The organism is Salmonella sp. SAL04162 (assembly GCF_046551535.1).
Taxonomy (GTDB): Bacteria; Pseudomonadota; Gammaproteobacteria; order Enterobacterales; family Enterobacteriaceae; genus Salmonella; species Salmonella enterica.
Map to the genome: position 1 here is coordinate 335,896 of NZ_JBGDVX010000005.1, position 13,436 is coordinate 349,331.

The window sequence follows — 13,436 nt, forward strand, 5'->3', positions numbered from 1 at the left end:
ATTGTGTAGGATAGTGTTACTCGCTTTGAGTCGGGCAATGGAACACCTGCCCAGAGAATAACCATACCGAGCGGTAAGTGAGAGCACAATGTCAAACAAACCCTTCTTTTATCAAGACCCTTTTCCCCTCAAAAAGGACGATACCGAGTACTATTTGTTGACCAGCGAACATGTTTCCGTCGCCGAATTTGAAGGACAAGAGATCCTGAAAGTCGCGCCGGAAGCGCTAACGCTGTTGGCGCGTCAGGCCTTCCACGATGCGTCTTTTATGCTACGTCCCGCGCATCAGCAGCAGGTGGCGGATATTCTGCGCGATCCGCAGGCCAGTGAAAACGACAAATATGTCGCGCTGCAATTCCTGCGAAACTCCGATATCGCGGCCAAGGGCGTGTTGCCCACCTGCCAGGATACCGGTACGGCCATTATTGTCGGCAAAAAAGGCCAACGCGTCTGGACTGGCGGAGGTGATGAAGCGGCGCTGGCTCGCGGCGTATATAACACCTATATCGAAGATAACCTGCGCTATTCGCAAAACGCGGCGCTGGATATGTACAAAGAGGTCAATACCGGTACTAACCTGCCGGCGCAGATCGATCTCTACAGCGTCGATGGCGATGAATATAAATTCCTCTGTATCGCTAAAGGCGGCGGATCGGCGAATAAAACCTACCTCTATCAGGAGACAAAAGCGCTTCTGACGCCGGGTAAGCTCAAAAATTATCTCGTTGATAAAATGCGTACGCTGGGTACCGCCGCCTGTCCGCCGTATCACATTGCGTTTGTCATTGGCGGCACCTCGGCGGAAGCGAACCTGAAGACCGTTAAGCTGGCCTCGGCAAAATACTATGATGCGCTACCGACCGAAGGCAATGAACACGGGCAGGCTTTCCGCGATATTGAGCTGGAAAAAGAATTGTTGCTTGAGGCGCAAAATCTTGGCTTGGGCGCGCAGTTCGGCGGCAAATATTTCGCTCACGATATTCGTGTCATCCGATTGCCGCGCCACGGGGCATCATGTCCGGTAGGTATGGGCGTGTCCTGCTCCGCGGATCGAAACATTAAAGCGAAGATCAACCGGGAAGGGATCTGGATCGAGAAGCTGGAGCGCAATCCCGGTAAATATATTCCTGAGGCGCTGCGCCAGGCGGGAGAGGGCGAGGCGGTGCGCGTTGATCTTAACCGTCCCATGAGCGAGATACTGCAACAACTGTCGCAGTATCCGGTATCAACGCGCCTGTCGCTGAACGGCACGATTATTGTGGGCCGCGACATCGCGCACGCTAAACTGAAAGAACGGATGGACAGAGGCGAAGGTTTGCCGCAGTACATCAAAGATCATCCTATCTATTATGCGGGGCCGGCAAAAACGCCGGAAGGGTACGCCTCCGGGTCGCTTGGGCCGACTACCGCAGGACGGATGGACTCTTATGTTGATCAGCTCCAGTCGCAGGGCGGCAGTATGATCATGCTGGCGAAAGGCAACCGCAGCCAGCAGGTGACCGATGCCTGTAAGAAACATGGCGGCTTCTACCTGGGCAGTATCGGCGGCCCGGCAGCCGTTCTGGCGCAGGGCAGTATCAAGCGCCTGGAGTGCGTGGAATATCCTGAACTGGGTATGGAGGCTATCTGGAAAATTGAAGTGGAGGATTTTCCGGCCTTTATTCTGGTGGATGATAAAGGTAACGATTTCTTCCAGCAGATTCAGTCATCGCAGTGCGCGCGCTGCGTTAAGTAATGTCGCCGCCCTGCGGGGCGGTAACATGATTCGCTATTTTGCCGGAGAACGGCGCAAGCGCCTTATCCGGTCTACACCGTTGTGTTGTTATCGTTAATACTCATAAGACCGCAAACATGTGAGCAATGTCGACACATGATCTCATCAACTTGAGTAAGGAGCAGGTAATGGTAACGGTACGCCGCGAGAAAGATTCAATGGGTGCGATTGAAGTCCCGGCAGATAAACTGTGGGGGGCGCAGACTCAACGTTCGCTGGAGCATTTTCGGATTTCCACGGAGAAAATGCCCGTCTCGCTCATTCACGCTCTGGCGTTGACCAAGCGCGCCGCTGCGAAGGTCAACCAGGACTTAGGGTTGTTGGCGGCGGAAAAAGCCAGCGCGATTATCCAGGCGGCTGATGAAGTGCTGGCGGGAAAACATGCTGATGAGTTTCCGCTGGCGATTTGGCAGACCGGGTCCGGTACGCAAAGCAACATGAATATGAATGAAGTGTTAGCGAACCGCGCCAGTGAAATTTTGGGCGGCGTTCGCGGTATGGAGCGCAAGGTGCATCCCAATGATGACGTCAATAAGAGTCAAAGCTCAAACGATGTGTTCCCAACCGCCATGCACGTGGCGGCGTTACTGGCGTTACGCGAACACCTCATCCCGCAATTATCCGCATTAACGGATACGCTTCGCGATAAATCCCACGCTTTCGCCGATATTGTCAAAATTGGCCGTACTCACCTGCAGGACGCGACGCCGCTCACCTTAGGCCAGGAGATTTCCGGTTGGGTAGCCATGCTGGAACATAACCTCAGGCACATTGAGCACAGTTTACCGCACGTCGCGGAACTGGCGCTCGGCGGAACCGCAGTGGGGACAGGGCTTAATACCCACCCGGAATATGCCCGGCGCGTGGCCGAGGAACTGGCAACGATTACCGCAGCGCCATTTGTTACCGCCCCGAATAAATTCGAAGCGCTGGCGACCTGTGACGCGTTGGTTCAGGCGCATGGCGCATTAAAAGGATTGGCGGCCTCGCTGATGAAAATCGCCAACGATGTTCGCTGGCTGGCGTCCGGCCCGCGCTGCGGCATTGGCGAGATTGCTATCCCGGAAAATGAGCCAGGCAGTTCCATTATGCCTGGTAAAGTGAACCCGACCCAGTGTGAAGCGGTAACGATGCTATGTTGCCAGGTAATGGGTAACGATGTGGCCATCAATATGGGGGGCGCATCGGGCAACTTTGAGCTCAACGTCTATCGTCCGATGGTTATCCATAATTTTCTGCAAACGGTGCGCCTGCTGGCCGATGGCATGGCGAGCTTCAATCAACACTGTGCGTCAGGAATCGAGCCAAACCGCGAGCGTATTACGCAGTTGCTGAATGAGTCGCTGATGCTGGTCACTGCGCTGAATACGCACATCGGTTACGATAAAGCGGCGGAGATTGCGAAGAAGGCGCATAAAGAAGGGCTGACGCTCAAAGCCTCAGCCGTGGCATTAGGATACCTTAGCGACGAGGAGTTCGACGCCTGGGTACGTCCGGAGTTAATGGTTGGCAGTATGACGCCGGGACGTTAATCCGCCACATACAGGTGCAGTCGCGGAATAATCAGTCGCAGCGGTTGCGCCTGTGGTTTAAAACGGTGCTGAATATTATCGGCGTCATAGTTTTCCAGCCCGCCAATATCCGGTACGCCAGCGCCGTTGTCCGTGTTGATTAATGCGATAATCGGCGTGGGGCAGGCGTGTTGCACCTGTTTCTGCTGGCCTTTATACCAGATGCGGGCGATCGGCTGTACTTTAACCGGACGCTTAATCTTGAGTCGGGCCTGCTGCGGTAAGGCAGCGATATCCTGATATTCCCGTTCCAGCTTGAATTGCCATTGTTCGCGCGTCCACGGCGGGACGCTGCGCGGCGACGCGAGGCTTTTTTTCAACTGGCTCAGAACCTCATCCCGGCTTAAATTTTTAATAATATGTTTATTTGCCCAGCCGAAACGTATGGTGGCGGGGTTATTGATAAGCGTCAGCGTGCGGTAAGCGTTCAGCGTAATTAAGCCGGGTAGATGCCGATGCACCCACTCAAAACGTGCCGCTGAGGGAAGACCGGACTCTACCGTAACCATCTGCTCGAAGGTAGTTTTCAACTGGTTAATGCGCTGTATCTGATTTTCCAGATCTAACTGTGTCGCATTATCCACTTGATAGCATAAGACGCCAGGCAGGCGGACAGCGGCTTTACTGCTGCGGTTTTCGGACTGCTGTTGAATAAACAAATGGCGATAGTGACGTAGCGCCAGCGCTTCGGCCTCTTTCCCCAGATGTTGCGTTACCTCGATAGTATCCAGCGGCGCATGTTCCGCCTCTTTGGTCACCTGCGGCAGTGAAAAGACACGGGCGATAAGTAGCGAATGCTGCTGTAGATTATCCGTCAGCGCCGCCAGGTGTTGTTCTATCTGGCGAAAAGTGCCATTCAGGCGTTCAACGAGATCGTAGCGGGACATGGTATTACTCACTTTAGTTACAACATACTATCTGTATAGCACAGTTCCCGCCGCTCAACCAGCGTGCAAAATACGTCAGGCAGCGGTCATGTCGGGCATCGCGTGCCAGACCGGCCAGTGAAAGCTAAATTTTGCGCCGCCCAGTTCGCTCTCGTCACAGACGACGCTACCGCCCATCGCCAGGGCGATAGAGTGTACGATGGCGAGTCCAAGCCCGCAGCCGCCTGTCGCCCGGTCTCTACTGGGGTCGAGTCTGACAAAAGGTTCAAATACGCGCTCTCGCGCATCCGCTTCAATGCCGGGGCCGTCATCTTCGACTATCAGCGTTGCCTGACTGCCGTCGAGTAACAGACTGACCTGAACGGTGGTACGACTGTAGCGCAACGCATTATTCAGCAGGTTATCCAGCACTCGCGACATTAACCGCATATCAAGCGCGCCATAATCGCCAATTACAGATGTGAGAAGGTTTACGGCACGTTCCGGGTTCACGCTCTGCACATCCTGCAAATGCGCGAGCAACCAGGCGGGGAGGTCGGGTTCGGTCAACATCAGTTCATTTTGCGGTCGGTCAAGGCGCGCATAGGTGAGCAGTTCTTCAATCAGCGCTTCCAGTTGACCAATATCGCGATTGAGCGCCTGTGATTCAGGCGGTGTCAGATTTTCACTCATTTCAAGCCGATAGCGTAAACGTACCAGCGGCGTGCGAAGTTCGTGGGCGATACCGTCAATCAGCTGTTTTTTACTGGCGATCAGAGCATTAATATTATCCGCCATCTGGTTGAACGCGACGCCCAGACGTTCGAAACTGGAGCCATTATCGAAGTGCAGGCGTTCAGTCAAATGACCCTCGCCAAAGCGCTGCGCGGCGGATTCGAGCCTGAGCATTTCTTGCCAGTGCGGGCGCATCCAGATAAACACAGGAAAGGCGAGAGAAAAGGCAATGAGCGCCATTAAGGCGATATCCAGCAGTCGCATTTGATGCAGGAAATAGAGATAGGGAACCGGGCCAACCGCCAGGACGTAATGGCTGCGCGGGATACGTTGAATAAAGGTGTATTGATCGTCAAGCGCGACAATATCGCCTTCACGCAGTCGCTGCGTGGTGGCGGCATCAAGCTTATAGTGATTTAGCGGTTCAACGCGTAAATCGAAAGAGAGGTTCAGGTCCATCTCTTTTAACGTTTTCCCCCATTCACGCGGCGGGATTTCCCGCAGTTCGCTGCGCATCAGATAGAGCGAACTTTTCATCAGATCGTCGAGCGATTGCCTGCCCGCGCGTTCGGCGGTGAATTTGTACACCAGTCCGACCAATAAGGTCATGACCAGAAAACAGACGAACAGCAAAAGGTAAAACTGCACAAACAGCTTTTTCATCAACGCCCACCGGATCTTAATACATTAGCTCTATCGCGCGCTGACGGAAAAGATTTCCCGTCAGCGCCGCTGGTGGGTTATAAAAGCAGGCTTTGCGTCAACTGACAACCTCATTGTCCGGCGTTAAGGTCCGGACTTTCGTGAACAATGCGTCCATCGACAAGCGTCAAAACAGCGCGAATGGTATCAATTCTGTCTTCCGGCATCGTCATAAATGGCTGATTGAGTACCGCCAGATCGGCCTGTTTTCCGACGCTAAGCTGGCCCCGGTGTTGTTCGGCAAAGGCGAGCCAGGCGGCATGACGTGTATATAACGCTAGCGCTTCCAGACGCGTGAGCCGCTCGCTGGCGGGTTTACGCACGGAATCACCTGACGCTATACCGGTGATATGATATTCGATAGCGTGCCAGACACCGGCAATGCCAATACGCGTCGAATCGGTACCGCCAGCCACGACAAGCCCTTTATCCAGCGCCAGTCGAACCGGCGGCGAATTGTCCGTCGCGCCGGGTGGGTTGGCGTCACGGATGGCAAGCCCCTCAAAGTAAGGCCCCATTTGCACAGTGTATGCCAGGCCCAGCTTACGCATTCGCTCAAGCGTCTGTGGCGAACCGGTATTCAGATGCGCAATAGACCAGCGGAGAGGTCGCAGATCGTACTGCTGCGCTACCTGCTCAAAAATCGTCAATATCGCGTCGGCGCTGTCATCGGTATAGGCGTGGATCTCAAGCGGTATTCCCCGTTTTGCCGCAAACGTCGCGACCTGGCGAAGCGCGGTTTTATCCTGCTCTGAGGAAGAAAATCCTGGGGCCATCCGCACGCCGTCATTCATTCCGGCCACCAGGCTTTCTCCCAGACCAAGAAAAGCCAGTTGCCCGTCATCGGCACGCGCCGGGCGAAAGGCCATCAGGTTGCTGAACCACTGCGCTTCATGACCTTTCGCTTCTGGCTGTACCGGAATGCGATACCCCACGCGCAGCGGTAAATCCCCCTGGTTTCGCATTGCAAATAAAGGCTCATAAGCGGCGGCAGGCCCGGCAGAGGGATCAATGATGCCGGTCACGCCGCGAGCGTTCATATCAGCGAAAAATTGTCGCAGACCGCCCTCGCGATCGGCGTTACTACTTATGCTGGCAAAAAGCTGGTTAAACGCGGCGATGTCACCAAATAATTTCCCCGTGGCGCTACCTTTTGCGTCGCGCTCTACGCGGATTCCCGCTAAATCAGGAGGAGGGGTGTCGTTAAGGCCAAGTACGTCTATACCGCGCTGATTCACTAACGCATAGTCGTAAAGATACTGAATATAAGCCGGATGATCGGGAAGGGCGTGGCTCAATTCGGCTACCGTCGGCGCCCGGTTTTCTGCAAATTGCGCCGGTATCCACGATCCCACTACGGCTACCCATTGATCGTGGGGACGACGGTTCGCGTCGGCGCGTAATTTATCCAGCGCGTCTTTAAGCGAAGGGCTGTCGTACCAGTAGGTTTCGAATGTCCAGGTTTGTCCGCCGCGAATGGCGTGGATATGGGTATCGGTCAGACCGGGTATCACGGTTTTACCCTGTAAATCGATGGTACGGGTATGGTCGCCGCGCCATTCATTTGTCGCCGTATCATCGCCAATCGCCACAATCCGCGAGCCGGAAATCGCCAGCGCGCTGGCCTGCGGCTGGGCATCATTCAGAGTGATGATATTACCGTTATGCAAAATAATATCCGCTGCCGGGCGGGCGGCGGTGGCTGCGCCTGTGGCCGTGAGCAGAAAGAGAAGAGTGGTTCTGGAAATCAGAGACGGGACGAGACTGATCATTAGCATGTTCCTTTTGTCGGGCGATAAGCAAACCATAGAGAGCGAACAAGAATTGTTCAATCTGTGCCCAGGGAACAGTGCGTTCTGTTTTTAGAACGGTGGTGATAAAAAAAGAAAAGCCCGCCGAAACGGCGGGCTTGAGAAGAATTAATGAATAATTAGAACTGGTAAACCATACCCAGCGCGACGATATCATCAGTGCTGATACCGGCATCTTTATAGAACTGGTCGTCATCATCCAGCAGGTTGATTTTATAATCAACATAGGTGGAGAAGTTTTTGTTGAAATAGTAGGTAGCACCTACATCAGCATATTTAACCAGGTCTTTATCATCGCCATTAACGTTGTTATAGGTCAGATCATTACCTTTAGACATCAGGAAAGAAACCGCCGGGCGCAGACCGAAATCAAATTGATATTGGGCTGTAACTTCGAAGTTTTGCGTTTTGTTTGCTACGCCGCCAGCATAACCCGGGTCCGTTTTACCATAAGGCGTCATATTACGGGTTTCAGAATACATAGTCGCTAAATAGATGTTGTTGGCATCATATTTCAAGCCAGCTGTCCATGCATCCGCTTTGTCGCCGCCAGCAATCGTGCCGCCAGCATTGACTTGCTCATTAGTACGATCGGAAGTGGTATACGCAGCGCCTGCGCTGAAGCCCATGCCAATATCATAGGTAGTAGAAATACCGAAGCCATCACCGTTATCGTAACGAATATCGTCGCCATTATTACGGTTATTGGTACCGATATTTACATCGTCAGCGCTTTGGCTTTCATTTTTACCCTGATATTGCAACGCGAAGTTCAGACCGTCTACCAGACCGAAGAAATCAGTGTTACGGTAGGTGGCCACGCCGTTAGCACGACCGGTCATGTAGTTGTCAGCGTAAGTATAGGAGTCGCCGCCGAACTCAGGCAGCATATCGGTCCAGCCTTCCACGTCGTACAGGACGCCGTAGTTACGACCATAGTCGAATGAGCCGTAGTCGCCGAATTTCAGCCCGGCGAATGCCAGACGAGTCCAGGAATTAGCACCTTCGCCTTCGGTAGTGTTAGCCTGAACGTTATATTCCCACTGGCCGTAACCGGTCAGTTGGTCGTTAATCTGTGTTTCGCCTTTAAAGCCGAAACGCATATAGGTCTGATCGCCATCTTTAGAAGAGTCATCAGAGAAATAGTGCAGGCCGTCTACTTTCCCGTAAAGGTCCAGTTTGTTGCCGTCTTTGTTATAAATTTCAGCGGCGTGTGCTGCGCCAGCAGCCAGCAGAGCCGGGATGACAAGTGCCAATACTTTTCTTTTCATTTTTTTATCCTTAAAAACTTAACTTATTTGCAAAAGATTGAACTTCTACAGATTCGTTGAATCAAAGGCATCCTAATCTGAATAATATTATTTCAGCAAATGCTAACTTTTCTTATATGTTATTAATTAATACAAAAGTTACTATCGGAAACGCATATATTTATGGTGAATATATTTGTTATTATATATTCATGGTTGTGATTTGTTTTATTTCACAATTTGCGAAAAAAGATGGCAATATAGCGGCGGGCAGACATTCTGTTATCAATTTTGTGAACTGGCTTCGAGTTTTTTTAATTTAATTTTCTTGAGCGAAAAAGACGTAATCATGAACCACAACGCAGAGAAAACGGTAATAAAGGGGCTGTTCCGACTAATAAAAATAGCATCCATGTATACAATGTCTGTTTTTTGAACAGTGGCGGTGATGAGCATCGCCACTATGACTTGATAAAGGCAGGTAAAAGCTGCAGCTAACTTATCCCGTCGTTTCGTCCCAGGCATGAGGGGCAAAAAGATAGCCTTTATTGCGAATGGTCTTTATACGATAGGGCTCAGCAGCGCTATCCAGCAGTTTCTTACGCAGGCGGGAAATCGCCACATCCACGCTGCGATCCAGACCATCATAATTGACGCCGCGCAGCGTTTTTAGCAACGCGTCGCGATCCATAATTTGTCCGGCGTGTGTCGCCAATTCCCAGAGCAATTCAAAATCGGCGGTGGAGAGCGATATGAAATCGCCGTTGAGCTGGACCGCCCGGTTTAGGGGATCGATGGTTAACGCGCCAAAACGCAGCGCTTTATGCGGCGTAAGCGCGCTCTCCTGAAGACTTTTTGCCTGTTGCGTTTGTTCGCTTTGCCGCAGGTGTAAGCGCAGACGCGCCAGCAAAACGGCCGGAGGCGTGGTTTTGAGGATGTAGTCGCAGGCGCCCATCTCCAGCGCCAGAATATGATTCATATCACTGTCCAGCGAGGTGAGCAGGACAATCGGGCCTTGCCAGCGGTGGCGTAAATCGCGGCATATCGTCATGCCATCTTTACCTGGAAGCATAATATCCAGTAAAACCAGATCGGGCTGAGTGGTGAGGATAAGATCCTCCGCCCGGTCACCACGCGGCTCAACAATGACATCAATATCATGTTTCGCCAGATAAGCGGCAATGAGAGAACCCACTTCAGCGTCGTCTTCAACAAATACAATGCGGTTCATATTATAAATGGAGAATAGAAAACGCCAACATACACCGCCTCTGTTTTCCCTTCCATAAATCTTTTCTAAACGAGAGCGGTTCCGTTATGCTACACGCTGTTGTTATTAGCGTGTTAAGGCAAGGTAATGGGACTCGTGATTAAAGCTGCCCTGGGGGCGCTGGTCGTCGTATTGATTGGTCTGCTGTCAAAAACGAAAAATTATTATATCGCCGGATTAATTCCTCTGTTTCCAACGTTTGCGCTTATCGCGCACTATATCGTGGCCAGCGAGCGGGGCATCGACGCGATGCGTACCACCATCGTCTTTAGCATGTGGTCGATCATTCCTTATTTCATTTATCTTGCAACGCTATGGTATTTCAGTGGTGTGATGCGCCTGCACGTCGCGCTTGGCGGTGCGGTGGTCTGCTGGGGGCTAAGCGCGTGGCTGCTGATTTTTTGCTGGATTAAATGGCATTAATATTGGCACAGACCGTGGTTTCCCCATCGTAATACATACGGATATTACGATGGGGAGGTTGTTAACCCACCAGCATCCACGTAGCCGGAACCGCCGCGACCAGCAATAAACCAATCAGCACGACTTCCTGACGATTTAATACGTTGTCATGCTTGTGCGTTCGACGCGCATACAGGAAAACCAGTAATCCAGGCGCGTACAGTACGACGGACAGCAGCAGGTGCATGGGACCCGACGCATATAATAACCATAAGCCATAAATACAGGCTCCGATACCGACCGCCCGATGGAGGGGACGCGTTGCAATCTTCAGCAGAAATGCGCCGACCAGAAAGTAGGGCACCAGAATCATTTCTGACGCAATCGTCAATAGCGTGTTGTAGTCTGAACCGGTAAGCCAGATCAGTACCAGACAGATTTGCACACAGATATTGGTGAGCCATAACGACGCAGAAGGCGCGCCTTGCGCATTTTGTCGCGCGAAGATGCCCGGGAAGGATTTATAGGCTGCCGCCAGAAACGGCACCTCCGCCGCCATGATAGTCCAGCTTAGATAAGCCCCGCAGACAGACACAATCAGTCCCGCCGCAATAATAATTTCTCCCCACGGCCCCATCATTTTTACCATCAGTCCGGCCATCGACGGGTTACGCATCTCCGCCAGTTCCGGACGCGCAAGAACGCCAAGAGAAAGCAGCGTGACCAGGAGATATATTCCCAGCGCTGCGAGTACCGCCAGTAGCGTGGCGCGGCCTACATCGCGTTTATTTTTCGCTCGGGCCGAGACGACGACGGCGCCTTCAACGCCAATAAACACCCACAGCGTAATAAGCATGGTGTTCTTGACCTGTTCCCATACGGGAATACCGAGCTCAACACCGGTGAAGTCCAGTGTGAAGGTATCCAGTTTGAACATCATGATAGCCAGCACAATAAACGCGCCGAGCGGTAACAGTTTCGCCAGAGTCGCGACCAGATTGATGCTGGCTGCCGTTTGTACGCCGCGCAGGATGAGGAAATGGACAATCCAGAGCAGGACTGAAGCGCCGACAATAGCCTGCCAGGTATTACCGTCGCCAAACAGACGCAGCGCAGGCGTATCGGTAAAGAAACTCAGCGCTGAAAAGACGATAACCAAATAGGATACGTTGGCGATGACCGCGCACAGCCAATAGCCCCAGGCAGAACAAAAGCCAATCAGTTCGCCGAAGCCTTCGCGGGCGTAAGTAAAGATACCGCCGTCAAGCTCGGAGCGAATGCGTGTGAGGATTAACATGGCGAATGCTAGTAAGAGTATCCCCACGCCGGTAATGGCCCAGCCAATTAACAACGCAGCCGGACTGGCAACGGCGGCCATATTCTGGGGCAGACTGAAAACACCTGCGCCAAGCATTGAGCTTAAAACCAGCGCGGTCAGCGCGCTCAGTCCCAGTTTTTTTTCCATTGGTATCCAGCTATAAAAATGAAATTGGAAGAATAATTATTATGGCAAAACGCATAAAAATGGTGAAAGCCACTAAGGCGCGGGATTTTACGGAGAGAAGGGACCGCATGCAACGGCCTGGATAAGATTTATCGCCAAAAAAGCGAAAAGTGAGATTCATCGCGATATTTGACGGAACTGGCATCCCGCGAGAAAGTGCCTGATGGTGGCTTATCAGGCCTGCCGTTGAACGATCGTGTAGGCCTGATAAGGCAGGTATGCCGCCATCCGGCGAGAAGCCTGATGGCGACGCGCGCCTTATTTATAGAGGTCGGCGCTGATGGTGATGTTATTGCCGCGCTCCTGCCACTGACGCGTAATATGATAATACTTAGCGCCTTTCTTCGCCGCGCGTTTGGCGACCTGGTAGGAGATTTCTGTCATATTGCCGTAGTTGCCGGTGAACTTAACGCTGTCGAAAGGCACCATCATCGCAGCCGTCGCTTTATTCAGCTCCTCAACTTTTGTGCCATCCGGAAGTGTGACAGTGTAACGCCCGCCTTTGGTGGATTGCGTTTCGAAGAAACGGCCTACTTCGGCGCTCGGCGAGGCTGACGTAGCGACGCCTGGAATTTCGACTTTCTTCGCAGCTTCGCCGCCCTGAGCCAGCGCGGCGCGGCCAGCTTCAGAGTCTGCCGGAATAGCGTCCGGGCTCTGGACGATGCGTTTTTTCGCATCTTGTTTATAGATAAATGCAGTGATGCGCTGGTTTCCGCCCTGATTCGCATCCACCTGACGAACAATATAGAAAGCGTATGCGTCTTTCTGTTTCGCCGCTTTCGTAATGGCATCGTTAACTTCCGGCTGGCTGCGGTAGAAGCCCTGAACGGTGACGGTGTCATACGGTTCTAATTGTACGGCCTGGTCTTTCGGTAATTCCACGATGCCATTAATGACACGATTTTTGGGCGCGTCGGCTTTCGGCGCGTCGGCTTTATACACGTCCGCCACAACACGCCAGTTACCACTGTTGCCGAACTCCGAGGTGTCGACAACATAGAAGGAGGCTGCGCCTTCTTTATCTGCGCGGCGGGACACGGCGGAGACCGCATCGCCAATAGCATTAAAACGACCGGTAATAACGATGCGGTCATAAGGTTTTAGTGCAGCCGCTTGCTCCGGCGTCAGTTCTGTTGCTGCATGGACAGAAAAAGCAGCCGCAGAAAGCAGTGCCGACGCCAGGAGAGTGTTCTTAAGCTTCATAAAAATAATCCTTCGCCTTGCGCAAACCAGGTACTGGTATTGTTATTGACTAGAAACGTGGCTGATTATTGCATTTAAACCATATGGATGTCTGCGGGATTTTTCACGCATCGTGTCATGTATCCTATCTTTGATGATAACATTTACCGATATGTCGAAAAAAACGGCGTCCGGGCGGCTAAGCTAATGAAGCGCATGGATTTAATAAGTTAATTTAATGTTAATTTCTTGATCGCGCCAGGGGTTTAATGATGTTTTGCTGTCAAATTTGAGCGAATTATCAGCCCTCGCAGGCCATTTTCAAGGCATTATGGCTGCTTAGTGGCTGAATCGTTCATGTTTTGCAAA

The 13,436-nt window shown here is 52.2% G+C and carries 10 protein-coding genes; 3 read left to right on the forward strand and 7 right to left on the reverse strand.

Annotation, left to right across the window (positions count from 1 at the left end; all coding sequences use genetic code 11):
* Positions 1-88 precede the first annotated feature (88 nt).
* Both fumB and fumC read left to right on the forward strand, forming a co-directional pair.
* Positions 89-1,735 carry a class I fumarate hydratase gene (fumB, locus tag ACLJRH_RS12865; protein ID WP_000066609.1) on the forward strand — a complete coding sequence of 549 codons (1,647 nt, stop codon included), beginning with the start codon at positions 89-91 and terminating at the stop codon, positions 1,733-1,735.
* 167 nt (positions 1,736-1,902) lie between these two features.
* Positions 1,903-3,306 carry a class II fumarate hydratase gene (gene fumC, locus ACLJRH_RS12870; protein WP_000259117.1) on the forward strand — a complete coding sequence of 468 codons (1,404 nt, stop codon included), beginning with the start codon at positions 1,903-1,905 and terminating at the stop codon, positions 3,304-3,306.
* Here fumC and tus read toward each other — a convergent pair.
* From tus to rstA, 5 genes are all read right to left on the reverse strand, one after another.
* On the reverse strand, positions 3,303-4,232 hold the full coding sequence (tus, locus tag ACLJRH_RS12875) for a DNA replication terminus site-binding protein (RefSeq protein WP_000092489.1): 930 nt from the start codon (positions 4,230-4,232) through the stop codon (positions 3,303-3,305). The two genes, fumC and tus, sit on opposite strands and share 4 nt — an antisense overlap.
* A gap of 75 nt (positions 4,233-4,307) precedes the next feature.
* Positions 4,308-5,609 carry a two-component system sensor histidine kinase RstB gene (rstB, locus tag ACLJRH_RS12880; protein ID WP_023137425.1) on the reverse strand — a complete coding sequence of 434 codons (1,302 nt, stop codon included), beginning with the start codon at positions 5,607-5,609 and terminating at the stop codon, positions 4,308-4,310.
* A gap of 110 nt (positions 5,610-5,719) precedes the next feature.
* Positions 5,720-7,426: an amidohydrolase gene (locus tag ACLJRH_RS12885; RefSeq protein WP_072105312.1), complete on the reverse strand. Its 1,707-nt coding sequence runs from the start codon at positions 7,424-7,426 to the stop codon at positions 5,720-5,722.
* Positions 7,427-7,578: 152 nt separating this feature from the next.
* Positions 7,579-8,730: a porin OmpS2 gene (gene ompS2 / locus ACLJRH_RS12890; protein ID WP_023137427.1), complete on the reverse strand. Its 1,152-nt coding sequence runs from the start codon at positions 8,728-8,730 to the stop codon at positions 7,579-7,581.
* A gap of 478 nt (positions 8,731-9,208) precedes the next feature.
* On the reverse strand, positions 9,209-9,940 hold the full coding sequence (rstA, locus tag ACLJRH_RS12895; protein WP_001080048.1) for a two-component system response regulator RstA: 732 nt from the start codon (positions 9,938-9,940) through the stop codon (positions 9,209-9,211).
* A gap of 126 nt (positions 9,941-10,066) precedes the next feature.
* On the opposite strand from rstA, the gene ACLJRH_RS12900 reads away from it, so the two are divergent.
* Positions 10,067-10,402: a GlpM family protein gene (locus ACLJRH_RS12900; RefSeq protein WP_023137429.1), complete on the forward strand. Its 336-nt coding sequence runs from the start codon at positions 10,067-10,069 to the stop codon at positions 10,400-10,402.
* Positions 10,403-10,463: 61 nt separating this feature from the next.
* Here the strand turns inward: ACLJRH_RS12900 and ACLJRH_RS12905 are convergent, their stop codons facing one another.
* Both ACLJRH_RS12905 and ydgH read right to left on the reverse strand, forming a co-directional pair.
* On the reverse strand, positions 10,464-11,846 hold the full coding sequence (locus ACLJRH_RS12905) for an amino acid permease (protein WP_000412353.1): 1,383 nt from the start codon (positions 11,844-11,846) through the stop codon (positions 10,464-10,466).
* A gap of 297 nt (positions 11,847-12,143) precedes the next feature.
* A complete protein-coding gene (gene ydgH, locus ACLJRH_RS12910) occupies positions 12,144-13,088 on the reverse strand; it encodes a DUF1471 family protein YdgH (protein ID WP_000769292.1) in 945 nt (314 codons plus the stop codon).
* Positions 13,089-13,436: the final 348 nt, after the last annotated feature.